Below are 18,546 nucleotides of genomic sequence, written 5' to 3'. Positions count from 1 at the left end.
ACCACTTTGCATAACATGCTCTTCAAAATGGCATTTCTCAAGCATTTTGAAGAACAGGGAAAGACCACCAAAAGGTGTTATTTCCTTATTTACAAACTTTATGTCACAGTTTCGCATCGGAGTATATCCTTTTTTTCGTGGTAAAGTTAGTAAATATTTATAAATCAAGCATATACAAAGCTGTTTTTCTAATGGCGGTCATTAGAAAATGACAAGAAACTTTTTCTAATGACCGATTTGGGTTCAAGCGTTACTTGATGTTCTGCCTTCAACTTGCACCGTCTTTGTAGAAGTCATATTTGAGGGAGATGCAGCGGTGCCAGGATTGGATTTCACCGCTACGAGTCCATAGACGGATGTCGATGGGTTCGAGACTGGAGAGGATTTTGCGGAGGGTGGAGATGTGGATGGATTGCATAGTGATTGGTGTTAGTCGAAGGTGCGGTGGGATGGATCATCGAAGGTGTTGTTGCTGTAGTCAATGGTGATTGGGAGATGATAGCTGCTATACTTGTACTTGAACTTGATGCTGTTTGTGGCGTTGTCAGCATCGGAGATTTCACAGTTTACCTTAAATTTATTCATAATTATCCATTGTCACCAACCGGGAAAATCCGCTGACCCTATATCGCTCCATGTTCCGAATGAACCAAAAAAAATACGCTGAGACTCATCAGCGAGCTTCAGCGTAATAACTTATGTTTAACTAACTTTTGTCGAAAGAATGAAAACCTCACGGCCTCCATTGTCATCCTAAGCTAAACAATCTGTCAATCTACCTTAAAAACCTAATAACTAAAAACCTAAATCTATTACTACTAACCTAAACAATCTATTAACCTTTTGACGATGCAAAGGTATAAACCTTTCCCACTTCCCACAATAGTTAGTACACTTTTATTGATGATTTTGTTGCCTTTCTTGATACAAATCAATAAAACTGTGTACGCACACAACTGAAATATGTAACAATTCCAACAACCGCAGTTACGGTTTCATTTATTCGCGAGGGTTATCATTACAATTTGAAACATAACCTTTTCACCCGCAAACACCCTTTTAGCATCCCCATCCAGCCCCTGAAAACCAGCCAGTACAGCCCCCACCCCATTTTGTCAAGATGTATGACTGCCAGAGGCGGTTCCTATACCTTTTTATAATAATATACTTTATTATATATATAAGCACAAGAGTGACATATATAGGCGCAAGAGTGATATATATAAGCGCAAGAAGGGGCGCTGGCACTTGCACCGACGCAACAATGAGAGCCCGGGACGCCAGGGCTGCGGGCAGACCGGCGGCAGCCAGGACGCGGAGGGCAGAGGGGCAGTCGGGGGCGAATACTGCAAAAAACAGGGAGGCTGTGTGGGTTTTTCAGATTTTATGTTTACCTTTGCCCGATGCAGAGGAGGCTCCGGCTCCTGCCAACGCCATCTCCAAGAGCGTGGAGGTACCGACGGCGGCGATCAGACAACTCTGCAGGCGGCCGAGACTATGCACCAGGGTCGCTGGGGCTATGCACCATGGCGGCTGGGACTACGCACCAGGTCACCGGGACTACACACCAGGTCACCGGGACTATGCATCAGGTCACCGGAACTATGCACCATGGCGGCCGGGGCTATGCGCCAGGTCGCCGGGAGCAAGAACAAAGGACAAAAGATATATATAATATAATAAGGTATGCGAGTACTAATCGTCAACACGAGCGAGAGGGCTGGCGGAGCGGCTGTGGCTGCACGACGGCTGATGGAAGCGCTCAACAACAGCGGCGTAAAAGCCAAGATGCTGGTGCGCGACAAGGAGACCGAGCACATCGCGGTGTGCAGTCTGCCCAAGTCGTGGCGCCACCACTTCAATTTCCTGTGGGAAAGACTGACGATATATCTCCATCTGCGGCTGAACCGCCGCCATCTGTGGGAGATAGATACCGCCAACGCGGGCACCGACATCACAAGGCTGCCCGAATTCAAGGAGGCAGACATCATCCATCTGCACTGGGTCAACCAGGGCATGCTCTCGCTGAAGAATATCCGCAAAATACTCGACTCGGGAAAGCCGGTGGTATGGACGATGCACGACATCTGGGCCGCTACGGCGATATGCCACCTCACCCTGGGATGTGAGCGGTTCAAGAGCCACTGCGCCCACTGCCCCTATCTGCCCGGAGACAGCAGCCACGACCTCGCCGACGCCACCTGGCGACGCAAGGAGCGCATGCTCACCGGCAGACACATCACCTTTGTAGCGTGCAGCCACTGGATGGAGAGCGAAGCGCGCCAGAGCCGGCTCCTGGAGGGACAGGAGACCTGCGCCATACCCAACCCCATCGACACCCGCCTCTTCGCCCCTGCCGACAAGGCCGAAGCCCGAAGAAGACTGGGGCTCCCCGCCGACCGAAGACTGATACTCTTTGCCTCGCAGCGCGTGACCAACGTGAACAAGGGCATGGACTATCTCATCGAGGCTTGCCGAAAATGGGAGCAGGAGCATCCGGAGATACGCGAGAACACGGGCCTCATCATCGTGGGCGGCCACGCCGAAGAGATAGCCGACCGCCTGCCGCTACAGGCTTACCCCTTAGGGTATGTCAACGACCCGCGCCGCATGGTGGATGTCTACAACGCCGCCGACGCCTTCGTGCTGCCGTCGCTCTCTGAAAACCTGCCCAACACCATCATGGAGGCGATGGCCTGCGGTGTGCCCTGCATCGGCTTCCGCGTGGGCGGCATACCCGAAGAGATAGACCACAAGGTCAACGGATATGTGGCTGAATACAAGGATGCCGACGACCTGGCTCGCGGTCTGCACTGGACGCTCGACGAGGCCGACCGCAAGACTCTGGGCGAGGAAGCCGTGAAGAAGGTGGCACAGCACTACAGCCAGCGCGCCGTCGCCGCACGCTATATCAATATCTACAACCGCCTTGCAGGCAAAGACTATCTGGAAGCATGACCATAACCGTTATCACATGTACCTACAACGCCGCGGACGAACTGCCGCGGACGCTGGCGAGCGTGGAGAGCCAGGACTATGACCAAGTGGAGCATCTCATCATCGACGGCAAGTCGAAGGATGACACCATGAAACTGGTAAGGGAGTATGAAGAAAAATCGCGGGGAGCGTCTCCCCACCTGATAAGGGCCGTCTCGGAACCCGACGGCGGACTCTACGACGCGATGAACAAAGGTATCCAGATGGCTGAGGGCGACTACCTCGTATTCCTCAACGCCGGCGACACCTTCAAGGACGAGCACACGCTGCAGCGGGTGGCTCATGCGGCGCTCATGCCCGACGAGAAACCGGCGGTAATCTATGGCGACACCGACATCATCGACGACCGAGGCCACTATGTGGGCCGCCGCCGTCTGGCTCCGCCCGAGGCGCTCAGCTGGAAGTCGTTCCGCCACGGCATGCTGGTATGCCACCAGGCGTTTTACGCCCGCACCGACCTGGCCAAGGCCATCCCCTACGACCTGAAGTACCGCTACTCTGCCGACGTAGACTGGTGCATAAAAATAATGAAGTCGGCAGCAAGCTACCGACTTCCTCTGGTCAACACACATGCAGTGTTGGCTTGTTTTCTCGATGGTGGCATGACCACCACATATCATCGCCGTTCGCTCCGCGAGCGTTTCAGCGTGATGTGCCACCACTACGGCGTGGCCAGCACGGTGGTGATGCATCTCTGGTTTGCCCTGCGCGGCGTCATCAGTCGTCGGCGCACTCGTTGAGGGTGTAGGCGCTGCTGCCGTCGAAGCAGTGGGTGCAGACCTTACACTTGGGAAGACCGATGGCACGGATCAGCTCTTCCACACTATTGAAGCGGAGCGAGGTAAGTCCAAGCTCCTCGGCTATAGCCGCCACCATACGCTCGTACTCGGGCGACCCGGTGGTGGCATATTTATCCAGATTCTTGTTGGCATCGCCCTCGAAGCGCTCGATGATGCGTCGGGTGATGAGTTCCATATCGCTCTTGGACGAGGTAAAGTTGATAAACGGACAGCCGTAGACCAGGGGCGGACAGGCGATACGCATATGGCACTCCTTGATCTGTGCCTGGTCAAACAACACCTTGACATTGTCTCTCAACTGGGTCCCGCGCACGATGGAGTCGTCGCAGAACAGCACGCGCTTGCCCTTGAGCATAGCCACATTGGGGATGAGCTTCATCTTGGCGACCAGTGAGCGCATGGCCTGGTTGGCAGGGGTGAAGGAGCGGGGCCAGGTGGGGGTGTACTTGGCGATACAGCGCTGATAGGGCACCCGCTTGCCGGCAGCGTAGCCCATGGCCATACCCGTGCCGGAGTCGGGGATGCCGCTGCAGCAGTCTACCTGGGTATCGTCGGTGAGCGCCATCTGGTAGCCATTGTCGAAGCGCACCTTCTCGACATTCCTGCCCTCATAGGTAGAGGTGGGGAAGCCATAGTAGACCCAGAGGAAAGAGCAAATCTGCATCTTCTTGTTGGCAGGGCGTATCTGCTCGGTGCCATCGGCGGTGATGCGCACAATCTCGCCCGGGCCCAGCTCGTAGCAAGGCTCGAAGCCGAGGTTGGGGAACGAGGTGGTCTCGCTCGTCACGGCGTAGGCGCCATCCTTCTTGCCGATGATGAGCGGGGTGCGCCCCCAACTGTCGCGGGCACAGATGATGCCGTCGGTGGTAAGGATGAGCATCGTACACGAGCCCTTGACATGATGATAGACATTCTCGATGCCCTCGCGGAATGTCTTGCCCTGGATGATGTGGAGCGCCACAAGTTCGGTGGTATTGGTCTTGCCCGACGACATCTCGGCGAAGTGCATATTGTGGCTGAGCATCTCGGCCTCGAGTTGCTCCATGTTGGCAATCTTGGACACCGTGCAGATGGCAAACTGCCCCAGATGAGAGTTCATGACCAATGGCTGTGCATCGGTATCACTGATGACACCTATACCTGAACAGCAGCCTTCAAACTTATTGAGCGAAGACTCAAACTTAGAACGAAAATAAGAACTTTCGAGGTTATGGATAGAGCGGACGAAGCCCTTATCCTCACTATAGGTTGCCATACCGCCACGACGGGTACCGAGGTGTGAATTGTAGTCGGTTCCGTAGAACAAATCGGCAACGCAGCTTTTCTTGGAAATAGTTCCGAAAATGCCTCCCATAAATGATAATAATATACTAACAGTGTAATTACGCGCTGCAAAGTTACGTAAAAATCTTGGGGTTGAATATATAGTTTTTGTTATTTTTTCCTACTTTTTTGTGACAAAACACCATGGCTCTCTTGCCCATGCCGGCATTTATGGGTATCTTTGCAGCGTTAACAAATCTACACCTTATTATATAATATAGAATGATACGCATCCTAAACAGTACAAAACGCATCGTCGCCACCATCGTCGCGACCGCAACATGGATTGCCGTCGCAGCCCAACCCAACATCATCTACGACAACGACGGCACCGAGCTGCTGCTGAACACCTACTGGAACGGCGCACCGCTCACGCTCGCCCACCTCGACTCGCTCACGAGTCTTGCCGCGGGCTCGCAGGTGGCCACCTACTCCATCTGCTCAGGCAGCGACTTCGTATGCTATCCCTCGCGCTACTGCCGCTACTACGGCGACGACCGTGGCCACATAGACCATGGCGGCAACACGGCGCTCTACAACAATATGCGCACCTGCTATGACAATCTGCTCCGCATCGAGGCCGAGGGAGGCGAGTTTATGCGGTCGTCGCTGCAGCTGGCACGGCGCCACGGCATGGCGGCGATGATAGCCTACCGCATGAACGACCTCCACTTCGCCGACGCCGAAACAGACTGTCCCGTGATGTGGGCAGAATGGTGGCTCAAGCATCCCGAATACCGCATCGGCGACCCCTCGCTGGGATGGCACAGTGCCGGCGCCTACGACTTTGCCCATCGCGCCGTGCGCAACCGCAAGGTGAGCATCATTGCCGAACAACTCAGCCGTTACCGCGACGACATCGACTGGTATATGCTGGACTTCATGCGCTTCTTCTGCTACTTCAAGCGGGGCGAAGGCAAGCGCCACACGGCTGAGATGACCGATATGATGAGGCAGATAAGGCGTCGGGCAGACCGCGAGTCGTCACGCCGCAAGCAGCCAGGACGCATAAAGCTCGCCGTGAGGGTGGCGCCGTCGCTGGCAGAGAATCTGGAGAAGGGAATAGACCTACGCGAGTGGCTCGAGGAAGGCCTGATAGACCTGGTGAGCGTGGGCACCCACACGCTGATAGACCCGGCTCAGCCCATAGCCCGGATGCGCAGCGAGTTGGGCAATGCGCTCAACACACCCCTCTACGCCAGCACCGACATGATGACCTACACCGAGAACGAGCCCGTCTCGGAGGGTATGATGCGCGGCTTCTGCTCGGCTGCCCTGGACCAGGGCGCCGACGGCATCTATCTCTTCAACTACTTCTTCAACCGCTATGTGAGCGGCCACTATCAGCTGGAGCGCGGAGGGCAGGTCTGCCGCACGGCGCACCCTCGTATGCTCCACGAACTGGGCAGCCGGCAGATGCTCGAGGGTCGCAACAAGACCTACTGGCTCTCGGACGGCAAACGGCAGTACGGGCTGCGCCCCAACACACCACTACCGCTCACGCTCAAGGCCGGAGAGCGTCGCGATGTGACCATCTACGTGGGCGACCACATGGACTCTATCCGTCCACGCGAAGTCATCGTCTTCTTCCGCACCCGTGGCGAGGCGCTGCTCAGCCTGAGCCTCAACGGCAAGCCCATGACTGCCACCCGCGCAGACTACCCTGCGCTCTACGACCGCTGCCGCAGACTGGCAGAGGGCGAGCACCAGTATGCCGTGACCATGCCTGCCGACGCCCTGCGCCACGGCGACAACACCATCACCATCACAGCCCCTGCCGGGAGCACTCCCATCACGCTGAAACGCGTGGAACTCACCCTCAACTATGGCGACGTAGAGACCCACGGGTACTTCTAACCAGCCCCAAGCCATCACCTCCCATCCGGAGGACACCCCCACGGCATCAAAAATCATCTCCACGCTGCCAGAGGCAAACGACGTAAATCCGAAGGTCATCTCGAGGATTCCAAAGGTCATCTCGAGGATTCCAAAGGTCACCTCGATGAATCCGAAGGTCACCCCCATCGCCACCGCGACCATCGCTGCCGGCGCCAAGATGATGAGAAAAGCCGTGAATACCGTTAAATATTCATAAATATTCATCATTGGGAGCGTCTCGATAATGGCTGATATAAAAATAATGTGTAATTTTGCACGCCGATTATTTCGGGGACACACTTAGAGTCCCCCGTGTGAGCGTGTTAATAGTGGCGCTTTTGGCCGAGCGTCATGGTTAGTGAATCGCCTGCACATCAAGAGAAATAAAAACGTTTTTTAGTAGTAAAAATTAAAATTAAAAATGAACACTTTAAGTTACAAGACTATTTCCGTTAACAAGGAAACAGCTACCAAGGAGTGGGTCGTTATCGACGCCACCGACCAGATTGTAGGTCGTCTTTGCTCAAAGGTTGCAAAGTTGCTCCGTGGTAAGTACAAGCCAAACTTCACTCCCCACGTGGACTGTGGAGACAACGTAATCATTATCAATGCCGCTAAGGTTCGCTTCACTGGTAAGAAGGAAACTGACAAGGTTTACACCCGCTATACCGGCTATCCCGGTGGTCAGCGCTTCAACACTCCTGCCGACCTCCGTACTCGCAAGAACGGTGTCGACAAGATTGTTCGCCACGCTGTCAAGGGTATGCTCCCCAAGGGTCCTCTCGGTCGCGCACTGCTCGACAACCTCTATGTATATGAGGGCACAGAGCACAAGCACGAGGCTCAGAAGCCAAAGTCAATCGATATTAACCAGTATAAATAATAGGAACTAAAGATGGAAATGATTAATGCAATCGGTCGCCGCAAGAGCTCTGTAGCTCGTGTTTACCTCACCGAAGGTACCGGTAAGATCACAATCAACAAGAAAGATTTGAAAGATTTCTTCCCATCAGCTATCCTTCAGTATGTGGTTAAGCAGCCACTGAACCTTCTGGAAGTTGCTGAGAAGTATGATATAAAGGCCAACCTCGACGGTGGTGGTTTCACCGGCCAGAGCCAGGCTCTCCGCCTCGCTATCGCCCGTGCCCTCGTTAAGGTGAACGCCGAAGACAAGAAGGCTCTGAAGGACCAGGGTTTCCTCACACGCGACTCTCGTGCTGTTGAGCGTAAGAAGCCAGGTCAGCCCAAGGCTCGTCGTCGCTTCCAGTTCAGTAAGCGTTAATATACTGAACCGTTTAGCATCTAAACCCATAAGACTTGCCTCTGCTGGCGATTACCTGTGGGTTGGTTCTAAGCAATATAGAATTAAAAAAGAAAGTAAACAACTCAAAAAGAAAAAGCAATGTCAAGAACTAATTTTGACCAGTTACTCCAGGCAGGTTGCCACTTTGGCCACCTCCGTCGCAAGTGGAATCCCGCTATGGCTCCTTACATCTTCATGGAGCGCAATGGCATCCATATCATAGACCTCAACAAGACTGTTGCCAAGATCGACGAGGCAGCAGAGGCGCTGAAGGGTATCGCCAAGTCAGGCAAGAAAATCATGTTTGTCGCTACTAAAAAACAGGCAAAGGACATCGTAGCCGAGAAGGCTGCATCAGTTAACATGCCTTACGTAATCGAGCGTTGGCCCGGTGGTATGCTTACCAACTTCCCAACCATCCGCAAGGCTGTTAAGAAAATGGCAAACATCGACAAGCTGATGAACGACGGTACATTCTCTAACCTCTCTAAGCGCGAGTTGCTGCAGGTAACCCGTCAGCGTGCCAAACTGGAGAAGAACCTCGGTTCAATCTCTGACCTGACTCGTCTGCCCTCTGCCCTCTTCGTTATCGACGTAATGAAGGAGCACATCGCAGTGAAAGAGGCTCAGCGTCTGGGCATCCCAGTATTCGCTATCGTGGATACCAACTCAGACCCCAAGGCTGTAGACTACCTGATTCCTGCCAACGACGACGCCAAGGACTCTATCGAGGTTATACTGAACGCCTGCTGCGGTGCTATCGCAGAAGGTCTCGAGGAGCGCAAAGCTGAGAAGGCTGACGAGAAGGCTGCTGCCGAGCAGGCTGAGGAAGTGGCAGAGGCTAAGCCCCGCCGCACACGCAAGGCCCGCAAGGAAGAGGCTCCCGCCGCTGAGGCTGCTGCTACAGAGGCTCCCGCCGCTGAGTAATCAATAGAATCACAAACCCAAGTTTAAGAAATAACAATTATGGCTGTTACAATAGAAGATATCAAAAAGCTGCGCGCTATGACTGGCGCCGGTCTGGCTGATGTAAAGAACGCCCTGAACGAGGCTGAAGGCGATTTCGACAAGGCTAAGGAGCTCCTGCGTGAGCGTGGCCTCGCCATCGCTGCCAAGCGTTCAGACCGTGAGACATCAAATGGTTGCGTACTGGTTAAGAAGGTTGATGGCTTCGCCGCAATGGTTGCCGTGAAGTGTGAGACCGACTTCGTAGCTGCCGGTAAGGACTTCATCGCCCTCGTAGGCGAAATCCTCGACGCTGCTATCGCCGCACGCTGCACCAACCTCGACGAGGTTAAGGCGCTGAAGCTCGCCAATGGCGACGACGCTGCCACCGCCGTACAGCATCGCTCAGGTGTTACCGGGGAGAAGATGGAGCTCGATGGCTACAACTATCTCGTAGGTGACAACATCTCTGTATACGACCACATGGGCCGCCACACTCTGGCTACCATGGTACAGCTGGACAAGGACAACGAAGAGGCTGCTCACAAGGTAGCTATGCAGGTTGCAGCAATGAAGCCTGTAGCTCTCGACGAGGCTTCTGTTCCCCAGGCCGTTAAGGACGAGGAGCTCAAGGTGGCTATCCAGAAGACCAAGGAAGAGCAGGTAGAGAAGGCTGTAGTTGCCGCTATCAAGAAGGCTGGCATCAATCCTAACCTCGTAGACAGCGATGACCACATCGAGTCTAACATGAAGAAGGGATGGCTCACACAGGAGGAGGCTGACAAGGCCCGCGAAATCAAGCAGACCGTAGGCGCTGAGAAGGCTGCCAACCTGAACGAGCAGATGATCCAGAACATTGCCAAGGGCCGTATGGCCAAGTTCTTCAAGGAGAACTGCCTGGTAGACCAGGAGTTCCAGTTCGCCGACGAGGATGGCAAGATTTCAGTTAAGGACTGGCTGAAGAAGCAGGGCGATCTCAACATCGTTGCTTACAAGCGCTTCACCCTCCTGGCTGACTAATTTTCAATATAGTTAAAATCGAAATAATAATAAGGACTGTACCCCTTTCGAGGGATGCAGTCCTTTTTTAGTGCATGGCAATGGCGGGGGCAGCCGGGTGCAGCGTCGCGACGGCAGGCGTGGCCAGGGCTATTTTGCCCTGCACCAATGATTTTACCGGCTTTTGCGCAAGCACTGTCAGAATTATTGTGTAACTTTGTGTATCAATAACAAGCAATCACCTATGAACCCATCTACCCGCCCGTCAAGGACAGGCCACCACAAGGAGAAATAAAAACCTATATAGCAATGAAACGTATATCCACACTGCTGTGCATGCTGCTCTGTCTGACAGCCTTATATGCGCAGAGGGCCGACAACTATCCGCCCACCAAGAACGCCCAGGTCAAGCTGAGCGAAACCAATCTGCCCATCGTCTTCATCGACGTAGACGGCAAGATGATACTCCGCGAAGAGCGTATCACCGCAAAAATCAAAATCATAGACAACGGCACGGGCAAGACCAACTATGCCGACCTCGCTGCCCACCCCGACCAGAAGGTGGACTATGAGGGATATATCAGTCTGAAATACCGCGGCAACTCGTCGTTCAACTCGTCTGACAAGAAGCCCTACGGCTTCAAGACCATCGCCAAACCACTGGAAGAAGGCGGCAAGAAGGTGAAGGTGAGCCTGCTGGGACTGGGCAAAGACAACGACTGGGTGCTGCTGGCACCTTTCGCTGACAAGTCGATGATACGCGACGTGCTCACCTTCGAGCTGGGGCGTCCCTACCTGGACTGGGTGCCCAGCTCGCGCCATGTCGAGGTGGTGGTCGACGGCAAATACTACGGCATCTACATCCTCACCGAGCGTCCTGGCAAGGGCAAAAACCGCCTGAACCTGCATGACCCCGGCGAGGACGGAGGCGACCTGACGGGCGACTGGCGCGTGGAGATAGACCGCGACGACGAAGACCACTACTACCGCTCCAAGTATCACCCCTATGGCCGCTACGGAACGGTGGACAACACCAAATACATCACCTACCAATACGACGACCCTGAGTATGAGGACTTTGCCGACCTGCCCGCCGGAACGGAGAAGGCCATCCAAAAGTCGATAGACGACATGGAAGACTGCTTTGCCGGCGACAACTACAAAGACCCCGTCAACGGCTATCGGAAGTATATCGACGTGACCTCGTTTATCGACTATATGCTCTCGACCGAGTTCACGTTCAACGTGGACGGCTACCGTCTGAGTTCGCACATGTACAAGTACAGCGAGACGCGCGCCAAGAACGAGGGGCTCGACAGCCGCTGGAAGTGTACGCTCTGGGACTTCAACATCGCGCTGGGCAACGCCGACTACTACAAGGGCTCGCGTACCGACCTGTGGCAGTACGACATGAACAGCCGCGAGACCGACAACCAGCTGGTGCCATTCTGGTGGAAGAGGCTCATAGACGACCCTGCCTATCAGACCGACCTGAAGGCCCGCTGGGCGCAGTATCGCGAGGGCCAGTATGCCGACAACCGCATCGACGCCAAGATAGACTCGCTCGCCACGCTGCTCACCTCGGGAGGCGCGATGGAGCGCAACGAGGCTGCCTGGGGCATGTTTGGCAGATATGTATGGCCCAACGCCTATGTGGGCTACAGCTTCAACGACGAGATAAGCTACCTGAAGCGATGGATAAAGAGCCGTCTGACATTCATGGACAAGAAACTGCTGCCGCAGGAGAAGACAGACATACGGCCCGTGACGGTGGCGTCGGGATATAATGCCGACGTGGTGGTCGAGGCGCTGCCCGCAAGCAGCCATGCCGACAATGCCGGCGACGGTGCCGACAACACCTTCTACTCTGCCGGGCTCAAGGCGTCGGGCGGACTGCCTACCGACGGCGTCGTCAACGCCCCATCGGGAGCCAACTTCCAGTTAGGCGACTATGCCGCCAGCAACGCCCTCGTCATCAAGACGGGCGAAGGGGGCGACCTCATCTTCGGCGCGCCCATAACGACCAGCCAGCTCTACATCCTCGCCACCAGCGGCGACGGCAGCAGCGACCTGACGGCTACCCCACTCTACAGCGACGGCAGCCAGGGCGAGGGCATCGCGCTCACTGTGGCAGACTGGTCGGTAAAGAGTCTGTCGGGCGAAGAGGCCATCAGCGGACTGAGCCGCATCAACAAGCGCACGGACACCTACAGCCAGAGCTTCGCCTTCTGTCTCTTTGACCACGCCATCGGCACCGACAAGAGTCGCAAGCTCAGAGGCGTGCGTCTCACCAGCACCCGCGGAGGTCGCGCCCTGGTGATGGGTGTGGCCTACAAGGTGGTGCAGACCGTGGGCATCGACAGCCCCGCCACTGGAGAGCTCAAGGCGGTGGGTTACTACACGCCCAACGGAGTGCGCATAGCACGCCCGGGCAGCGGCATCACCATCGTCAAATACAGCGACGGCAGCGTGAAGAAGATTGTGGCTGGACGCAGCTGCAACAACTAATAAGAATATGTTTATAGTAATCGCATTTATATTTCTCGGCATCGGCTTGGGCTACACCGTACGCACAAGACTGGCGGCACAGGCCGGCGCCAAGGCGGTGGGCACCTGGACAGCCAGGGCCACGACATGGTTGATATGGCTCCTGCTCTTTATGCTGGGAGCCGAGGTGGGCGGCAACGAGCAGATAATCGCTGCCCTGCCCACCCTGGGTGTAGAGGCTCTGCTGCTGGCTGTTTGCAGCGTATTGGGCTGCTGCGTCCTGGCTTGGGCACTGTGGAAGAGCGTGAAAGGAGGCCGCGCATGAAGGGCAGTATGATTGTGGTGGGCTTCTTCATCCTCGGCCTCGTGGCAGGTCGCATGGACGCGCTGCCCGCATGGATGGCAGAAAGCGGACTGAGCTTTGTGGCGCTGTGCGGACTGCTGCTCTGTGTGGGTATGAGCATTGGCCTCAACCCCGATATGAAGAGCGATTTCAAGAGTCTCAACCCGAGGTTGGCGCTCCTGCCCATAGCCACTATCCTGGGCTCGTGGGTGGGCGCGATGGTGGCTTTCGCCATCATGCTGGGCGGCGACGGGGACATCATCCAGCCCCGTGGACTCACAGACTGCCTGGCCATAGACAGCGGTTTTGCCTACTACTCGCTGTCGAGTATCTTCATCACCGAATATCGCGGTGCCGAGCTGGGTACCATCGCTCTGCTGACCAATATCATCCGCGAGATGATTACGCTGCTGATGACGCCACTGATGGCGAAGTGGTTTGGGCCACTGGCGCCGATATCCTCGGGTGGCGCCACGACGATGGACACCACGCTGCCCATCATCACCCAGACGATAGGCCAGCGCTATGTGGCGCTGAGCATCTTCCACGGCTTTGCCACCGACTTCTCCGTGCCCTTCCTCGTGACCATGTGGTGCATGCTGGGGGCTTGAGGTTGGGAGACTGTAGCTGAGATGGCACCAGGCTGAGAGGCTGGCATCATGGATGAGAATATAGTAAAAATCAATGAATTTGCCGATGATATGATTACACGTTGTTATCTTGAAACGACAGATGTCTGCAACCTCAACTGCGTCTTCTGCCCCAAGACCACGCGTCCAAAGCGCACGATGACGCTTGAGGAGTTTGACCTGCTGACCAGCAGGCTCGCAGGTAGGGTCAAGTTTCTGTATTTCCACCTCATGGGCGAGCCTTTCCTTCATCCCCATCTGCCCCAATTTGTGGAGATGGCTCGGCAGAAAGGGTTTATCCCGGTGATTACCACCAACGGCACGCTGCTGTCGAAGCGGGAGGATATGCTCGAGGCTCTGCCCCATAAGCTGCAGATTTCCCTGCACTCGCACGAGGGTAACGGCAAGGAGGACCTCGAGCAGTATATCGACGAGGTGATGACCTTCGCCAAAGAGGCAGCTCGTCGAGGGTGCATCATCGTGCTGCGGCTGTGGAACGAAGGCGGCCACAACAGCATGAACGAAGAGATTATCCGTCTGATAGCCAAACACCAGCCTCGCCCATGGGTCGAGCGAAACGATGGCTGGCGACTGGCAGAGAACCTGTATATCGAGAGCGACAACATGTTTGAATGGCCTGACCTCCAGCACGAATCCTACGCCGGCGAAGAGGTGTTCTGCTATGCTCTCCGCAACCAGATTGGCGTGCTCGTCGACGGCTCCGTGGTCCCCTGTTGTCTGGATCATAACGGCGACATGGACTTGGGCAACCTCTACACCCAGAGTCTGGAGGAGATTCTCGCGTCGCCGCGCGCCCACGCCATCTATCAGGGCTTCACCAACCACACCGCCACCGAGCCCCTCTGCCAGCGCTGCGCCTACTCCGCCGTGTCGAAACGGTTTAGGAAGTAGAGGTGGGTGAGAGGGAACCATAGTTGGCGAAGGCGTAGGGGCGCCGCTATACATCATATTATTGCTGTCCGCTAAAACTTTTTGGAACATAAAGAATTAGGGCTGGATTCCTCGCTTGGAATTCAGCCCTTAGTGTTACTCCTCCCAAACAACCAAATCTCTATCCAGGGGGATGGCGTAGCGGGAGCCTCGCTCGCCGGTGACTATGTAGTTGATGGCGAGATGCTCATCGAACTTCTCTACGAATGCCTTTCTGATTCGGGCGAGGTTCTCATTGAGCGCGTTGCCCAGCGGGTTGACGACCTTGGTTATGGTGAGGTTGAGCCGGGCCTCGTCGGTACTGGGGCGCAGCTGTCGGTAGATGTTGAGCAGCTCGGTGTAATAGTCTTGCATGTGCTTGTAGATGATGCCTTCGGGATAGCGCAGGTAGAGGAAATAGATGGCTTTGGGCAGGGCACCCATCTCGATTTCCATACCGTTGTAGTCGGGCAGGAAGATGCGATAGTCGGGGGTGACAATCATACGCGACAGGGGTTCCTGCTTGTCGATGAACTCGTGGATGGCCATGAGTGACACGCCTTCGAGCCTGAGCTTCTGGACGGTCATGCGAAGCTCGCGCAGGACATCCTCTGTAGCAATAAAGCTCTGCTTCTCGGCAGTTTCTTCTGCAGAGGCGGGCATGGCGGACTCTGCAGAAGGCTCCAGAAACTCCTGAGAAAGAAGGCTCTCCGACTTATCTTCCATCGGGACGCTCGCCAGACAAGGACTGATTGGCGCCATATCGGCATCTACGCCACAGGATGCGGCAAACCTTTGACTTATCAGATGAACCAGGGCGTCCATGGCTGCGGAAGAAACGAAGTCGACATCGGACAAGACCACTTGCCGGAATCTGACATCACCCGCGTACCCCTCCCGCGTAGCCCCGAAGATGAGCGACGGCTTCAGACGCTTGCGCTGGTCTTCGTCAGAGATATAGGGAGCGAACGCATCGCTCCTGACCTCGCCGACCAGAGGCTGGGAAGAGAGGTAGGGCGCATAGTAACGCAGCTTGGCCTCGATGTCGTGCTCGCTGAGCAGGTAGGGCATGTAGTAGAAATCCATACCGGCACGGTCGAACTTGGCTTTCAGGCGCAGATAGACGTCGCGGATGAGGTCATTGACATCCTCATCGTAGCCATTCTCGATGAAGAACACCTGATTGGGTTCGGGGCGGAACGGCAGATTGCTGAATAGTATCGTATTAGTGTTCATTGTTATGATTGTCAGTGCGCCGGCAAGTCATCCCAGCCGGCGCCATGGGTGGCATGTCATCGATTGCCCTTCGCCTCGCTCTTGAGGATATCCTCGAGGGTCTCCAGAGTATCATCATCGGCGAAATAGTCGTCGGATTCTGCCAGCGAAGCATCAGGCGCTCGCATCTCGCAGCACACCTTGTCGTAGAACCTGGTACGGCTGCGGCCCTCTTTCTCGAACATGGCGGCGGTCTCTTCGGCATTGGCTGAGAAGCGGAGCGCATTGCACACGCCTATCTCGCCAGCCACCTTCTCCACATCCTGGTCGGCACCGATGTAGGTGAAGGTCCAACCCATCTGACGGAGTTCCTGGACGAGCGACTTAATCTGGCGACCGTTCCAGGTGAGCGACGCATTCTCATAGCCGTCGGTGATGATGGTGACGAGCACGCGGTCGCCGTGGCAGACCCGCTGCTGGAGCTCGCTGATGCAGGTGCCCATGGCGTCGTAGAGGGCTGTGCATCCGAGCAGAGGATAGTCGGCGCTTGTGATGTTGCGGGCTTCGGCGATGGGCTTGGCAGAATAGATGCGGTTGAGGAAATCATCGCCGGCACTGAACGATGCCAGCGTGACATACTGCTGCAGCTCGGGATGGGTCTCCTGCGCCCTGCGGATGGTAGCAAGGGTCTCGTTTACGCCTGTGAGTGCCTGGTTGTAAATGACTTCCATCGAGCCTGAGGCATCGAGGATGACGAGGTTGTAAATCTTCTGAGTTTCCATACTTGTGTTTTGAAAATGTTGAACTTCTTGTTGTTTGACAGTGCAAATGTAGGCAGTTTCAGCCACCTTGCCAAGAAAAAACATTTTGCAAGACTTGCAAAGCTGGGGTCTCTCGCCGCTGCGCCCTCTGCCAGGTCCAGCCCTCTCCCGTCGCTCCCCCACCCCACGCCGAGGCTGTCGGAGCGTGGGCGACCGAAGAATGGGCTGTCGGGCATAGCCGTTGGACATCAAGAGGCTTGCTATCAATCGTCGGCAAATGACCATCGTCATAGTCGCCGTCGACAAAGTTAGTGATATTTTGGATATCGCGGATGATTTCAGCAAGGTTTTTGTGGCGAAGGTGGAGAAATACGCTGCGGAGGGGGATGTCAAGTGCGATTTGCGTCGCGAAATCGTCATGGCAAAGGCTGAAATGGAGGTATCCGAGTTGTATTTCCATAATTCGTACTTCGGTTTTAGGATGGAGGCGTATATATATAAATAGGTGTGCATCTGCTATACCCCCGCCGCGCCCGCATCGCAGCCACGGGCATGAATGGACGCGGTGATTTTTATAACAAAAAGTGGTGGAAATGTTTTGCTGGATATAAAACAATTCGTAATTTTGGATGATTGAAAACGTCTCGTTTTCAGGTGGGCTGGGCACCATGACCCAGCAATCGTCAAACCGAGCCGGGGCGGCATCTCTGCCCCTGGCATAAATACAAACCGAAGACCTATGCAATACCCTCTGATTTCAGAATATGTAGCAGCCATACGCGACGCAAAGGATAATCTGGACGAGTTGGCTTACTTGGAGCCAGTACTCGACAATCACGGCGAGCCCTATCGCAGCAGCGGCGCCTTTGCCGTAGTGTTCAAGATGAAAGACCCGAAGACGGGGCGAAACTATGCCCTGAAGTGCTTCACCGACGAACAGGAAGGCAGGGGCGAGGCGTATCGGCAGATAACCGAGGAACTGGAGTTTGTCGACTCGACATATATCACGGCAGTGAAGTATCTGGAACAGGAACTGTTTGTAGACAGCAGCTGCAATGATGAAGTGTTTCCCGTGTTGCTGATGGACTGGGTAGACGGCGAGACGATGGAAACCTACGTTGCCGGCCACTATGCCGACAGCCATGCCATGGCCATGCTCTGCTACCGTTTCTGCAAAATGGCGGGGTGGCTCCGCTCGCAGTCATTCGCCCACGGCGACATCAAGCCCGACAACATCATGGTGCGCCCCGACGGCACTCTGACGCTGGTGGATTACGACGGCATGTATGTGGCAGCCATGAAGGGCAGGAAGTCACCAACCATCGGCACCAAGGACTTTGCGCATCCACTACGCACCGTAGACGATTTCGACGAGACCATCGACGACTTTGCGCTGGCAGTCATCGCCCTCTCGCTCAAGGCCATATCTCTCGACCCGTCTCTCTACACCACCTACGGAGCCTCAGACCGTCTGCTGTTCGCAGCCAACGATTTTCTTGACCTGAGCAAGAGCAAGGTATTGTCGGCTTTGCAGAGTCTGCTGGCCGACGAAGAACTCAAGACCCTGCTGTCCATGTTTCTCATGGCAAGTGCCAAGAAGAATCTGTCCATGTGCTCATTCAGACTGTTTGGCCTAAAAGTGCCCCACTGCGAGTTGCCAAAGGAGGTAGAGGTGCTGAGTACCGAGGTGACGGAAGAAGAAATAGAGAATGGTATCGAAGATGAATTTGGCGTGATATATAGCAAGGATGGGGAAAGGCTGCTACAGGCTACACGATATCTATCTGGTCGCTATATGATAAAGGAAGGCCTTAATTCCGCAACACTATAATTTAACTTTATTTATAAGTTCCTGAGCAACAAAAAGTTGCCCAGGATTTTGCCATGTCAGAATTTTCACTTATCTTAGTGTTGCAAAAAGAAAACAAGCAAAACT

At 55.0% G+C, this 18,546-nt stretch carries 18 protein-coding genes; 12 read left to right on the top strand and 6 right to left on the bottom strand.

The features are described from left to right. Window positions 1-268 precede the first annotated feature (268 nt). A complete protein-coding gene (locus tag CIK87_RS14285; RefSeq protein ID WP_158216200.1) occupies window positions 269-418 on the bottom strand; it encodes a hypothetical protein in 150 nt (49 codons plus the stop codon). A gap of 11 nt (window positions 419-429) precedes the next feature. Next, complete coding sequence (locus CIK87_RS14280; protein WP_158216199.1) at window positions 430-585, bottom strand: hypothetical protein; 156 nt, start codon at window positions 583-585, stop codon at window positions 430-432. A gap of 1,101 nt (window positions 586-1,686) precedes the next feature. Between CIK87_RS14280 and CIK87_RS04075 the strand changes: the two genes are divergently transcribed. After that, window positions 1,687-2,958: a glycosyltransferase family 4 protein gene (locus CIK87_RS04075; protein WP_094385707.1), complete on the top strand. Its 1,272-nt coding sequence runs from the start codon at window positions 1,687-1,689 to the stop codon at window positions 2,956-2,958. Further along, entirely contained in the window at window positions 2,955-3,737 is a 783-nt protein-coding gene (locus CIK87_RS04070) for a glycosyltransferase family 2 protein (protein WP_094385705.1), read from the top strand. The genes CIK87_RS04075 and CIK87_RS04070 overlap by 4 nt, the downstream gene beginning before the upstream one ends. On the opposite strand, the gene CIK87_RS04065 is transcribed toward CIK87_RS04070, so the two are convergent. Beyond that, on the bottom strand, window positions 3,715-5,151 hold the full coding sequence (locus tag CIK87_RS04065) for an amidophosphoribosyltransferase (protein WP_094385703.1): 1,437 nt from the start codon (window positions 5,149-5,151) through the stop codon (window positions 3,715-3,717). The genes CIK87_RS04070 and CIK87_RS04065 overlap by 23 nt on opposite strands. A gap of 191 nt (window positions 5,152-5,342) precedes the next feature. On the opposite strand from CIK87_RS04065, the gene CIK87_RS04060 reads away from it, so the two are divergent. The 9 genes from CIK87_RS04060 to CIK87_RS04020 all read left to right on the top strand — a co-directional run bounded on the left by CIK87_RS04060 (window position 5,343) and on the right by CIK87_RS04020 (window position 14,616). After that, the gene (locus CIK87_RS04060; RefSeq protein WP_094385701.1) at window positions 5,343-6,977 is read left to right on the top strand and encodes a hypothetical protein; all 1,635 of its coding nucleotides are present in this window, start codon (window positions 5,343-5,345) and stop codon (window positions 6,975-6,977) included. Between the two features lie 442 nt (window positions 6,978-7,419). Further along, window positions 7,420-7,881 carry a 50S ribosomal protein L13 gene (rplM, locus tag CIK87_RS04055; protein WP_022311378.1) on the top strand — a complete coding sequence of 154 codons (462 nt, stop codon included), beginning with the start codon at window positions 7,420-7,422 and terminating at the stop codon, window positions 7,879-7,881. Between the two features lie 12 nt (window positions 7,882-7,893). After that, entirely contained in the window at window positions 7,894-8,280 is a 387-nt protein-coding gene (gene rpsI / locus CIK87_RS04050; protein WP_022311377.1) for a 30S ribosomal protein S9, read from the top strand. Window positions 8,281-8,400: 120 nt separating this feature from the next. Further along, on the top strand, window positions 8,401-9,228 hold the full coding sequence (gene rpsB, locus CIK87_RS04045) for a 30S ribosomal protein S2 (RefSeq protein ID WP_094385699.1): 828 nt from the start codon (window positions 8,401-8,403) through the stop codon (window positions 9,226-9,228). 39 nt (window positions 9,229-9,267) lie between these two features. Continuing rightward, window positions 9,268-10,266, top strand: a complete 999-nt coding sequence (tsf, locus tag CIK87_RS04040; protein WP_022311375.1) for a translation elongation factor Ts — start codon at window positions 9,268-9,270, stop codon at window positions 10,264-10,266. A 288-nt stretch (window positions 10,267-10,554) separates the two neighbouring features. After that, entirely contained in the window at window positions 10,555-12,753 is a 2,199-nt protein-coding gene (locus CIK87_RS04035; RefSeq protein ID WP_094385697.1) for a CotH kinase family protein, read from the top strand. Window positions 12,754-12,760: 7 nt separating this feature from the next. Next, complete coding sequence (locus tag CIK87_RS04030) at window positions 12,761-13,057, top strand: LysO family transporter (protein ID WP_094385695.1); 297 nt, start codon at window positions 12,761-12,763, stop codon at window positions 13,055-13,057. After that, window positions 13,054-13,686: a lysine exporter LysO family protein gene (locus CIK87_RS04025; RefSeq protein WP_094385693.1), complete on the top strand. Its 633-nt coding sequence runs from the start codon at window positions 13,054-13,056 to the stop codon at window positions 13,684-13,686. The genes CIK87_RS04030 and CIK87_RS04025 overlap by 4 nt, the downstream gene beginning before the upstream one ends. A 48-nt stretch (window positions 13,687-13,734) precedes the next feature. Next, the gene (locus tag CIK87_RS04020; RefSeq protein WP_254046507.1) at window positions 13,735-14,616 is read left to right on the top strand and encodes a radical SAM/SPASM domain-containing protein; all 882 of its coding nucleotides are present in this window, start codon (window positions 13,735-13,737) and stop codon (window positions 14,614-14,616) included. 135 nt (window positions 14,617-14,751) lie between these two features. Here the strand turns inward: CIK87_RS04020 and CIK87_RS04015 are convergent, their stop codons facing one another. Genes CIK87_RS04015 through CIK87_RS13915 form a run of 3 tightly spaced genes read right to left on the bottom strand, consistent with a single transcriptional unit; the run spans window position 14,752 to window position 17,070 of the window. Further along, complete coding sequence (locus CIK87_RS04015; RefSeq protein WP_094385691.1) at window positions 14,752-15,870, bottom strand: hypothetical protein; 1,119 nt, start codon at window positions 15,868-15,870, stop codon at window positions 14,752-14,754. A gap of 56 nt (window positions 15,871-15,926) precedes the next feature. Continuing rightward, window positions 15,927-16,631 carry a VWA domain-containing protein gene (locus CIK87_RS04010; protein ID WP_094385689.1) on the bottom strand — a complete coding sequence of 235 codons (705 nt, stop codon included), beginning with the start codon at window positions 16,629-16,631 and terminating at the stop codon, window positions 15,927-15,929. Window positions 16,632-16,689: 58 nt separating this feature from the next. Further along, window positions 16,690-17,070: a hypothetical protein gene (locus tag CIK87_RS13915; RefSeq protein ID WP_144008102.1), complete on the bottom strand. Its 381-nt coding sequence runs from the start codon at window positions 17,068-17,070 to the stop codon at window positions 16,690-16,692. Between the two features lie 279 nt (window positions 17,071-17,349). Between CIK87_RS13915 and CIK87_RS04000 the strand changes: the two genes are divergently transcribed. Continuing rightward, the gene (locus CIK87_RS04000; protein ID WP_094385685.1) at window positions 17,350-18,441 is read left to right on the top strand and encodes a protein kinase family protein; all 1,092 of its coding nucleotides are present in this window, start codon (window positions 17,350-17,352) and stop codon (window positions 18,439-18,441) included. Window positions 18,442-18,546: the final 105 nt, after the last annotated feature.

It is taken from the genome of Prevotella sp. P5-64 (assembly GCF_002251285.1).
In the GTDB taxonomy this organism is placed as follows: Bacteria; Bacteroidota; Bacteroidia; order Bacteroidales; family Bacteroidaceae; genus Prevotella.
Note: the sequence above shows the minus strand (reverse complement) of the source record. Positions and strands in the feature narration are given on the sequence as shown.

Coding starts and splice junctions, on each gene's coding strand:
- CIK87_RS14285 (WP_158216200.1), bottom strand. CDS start 418: ATGCAATCCATCCACATCTCCACCCTCCGCAAAATCCTCTCCAGTCTC.
- CIK87_RS14280 (WP_158216199.1), bottom strand. CDS start 585: ATGAATAAATTTAAGGTAAACTGTGAAATCTCCGATGCTGACAACGCC.
- CIK87_RS04075 (WP_094385707.1), top strand. CDS start 1,687: ATGCGAGTACTAATCGTCAACACGAGCGAGAGGGCTGGCGGAGCGGCT.
- CIK87_RS04070 (WP_094385705.1), top strand. CDS start 2,955: ATGACCATAACCGTTATCACATGTACCTACAACGCCGCGGACGAACTG.
- CIK87_RS04065 (WP_094385703.1), bottom strand. CDS start 5,151: ATGGGAGGCATTTTCGGAACTATTTCCAAGAAAAGCTGCGTTGCCGAT.
- CIK87_RS04060 (WP_094385701.1), top strand. CDS start 5,343: ATGATACGCATCCTAAACAGTACAAAACGCATCGTCGCCACCATCGTC.
- rplM (WP_022311378.1), top strand. CDS start 7,420: ATGAACACTTTAAGTTACAAGACTATTTCCGTTAACAAGGAAACAGCT.
- rpsI (WP_022311377.1), top strand. CDS start 7,894: ATGGAAATGATTAATGCAATCGGTCGCCGCAAGAGCTCTGTAGCTCGT.
- rpsB (WP_094385699.1), top strand. CDS start 8,401: ATGTCAAGAACTAATTTTGACCAGTTACTCCAGGCAGGTTGCCACTTT.
- tsf (WP_022311375.1), top strand. CDS start 9,268: ATGGCTGTTACAATAGAAGATATCAAAAAGCTGCGCGCTATGACTGGC.
- CIK87_RS04035 (WP_094385697.1), top strand. CDS start 10,555: ATGAAACGTATATCCACACTGCTGTGCATGCTGCTCTGTCTGACAGCC.
- CIK87_RS04030 (WP_094385695.1), top strand. CDS start 12,761: ATGTTTATAGTAATCGCATTTATATTTCTCGGCATCGGCTTGGGCTAC.
- CIK87_RS04025 (WP_094385693.1), top strand. CDS start 13,054: ATGAAGGGCAGTATGATTGTGGTGGGCTTCTTCATCCTCGGCCTCGTG.
- CIK87_RS04020 (WP_254046507.1), top strand. CDS start 13,735: ATGGATGAGAATATAGTAAAAATCAATGAATTTGCCGATGATATGATT.
- CIK87_RS04015 (WP_094385691.1), bottom strand. CDS start 15,870: ATGAACACTAATACGATACTATTCAGCAATCTGCCGTTCCGCCCCGAA.
- CIK87_RS04010 (WP_094385689.1), bottom strand. CDS start 16,631: ATGGAAACTCAGAAGATTTACAACCTCGTCATCCTCGATGCCTCAGGC.
- CIK87_RS13915 (WP_144008102.1), bottom strand. CDS start 17,070: ATGGAAATACAACTCGGATACCTCCATTTCAGCCTTTGCCATGACGAT.
- CIK87_RS04000 (WP_094385685.1), top strand. CDS start 17,350: ATGCAATACCCTCTGATTTCAGAATATGTAGCAGCCATACGCGACGCA.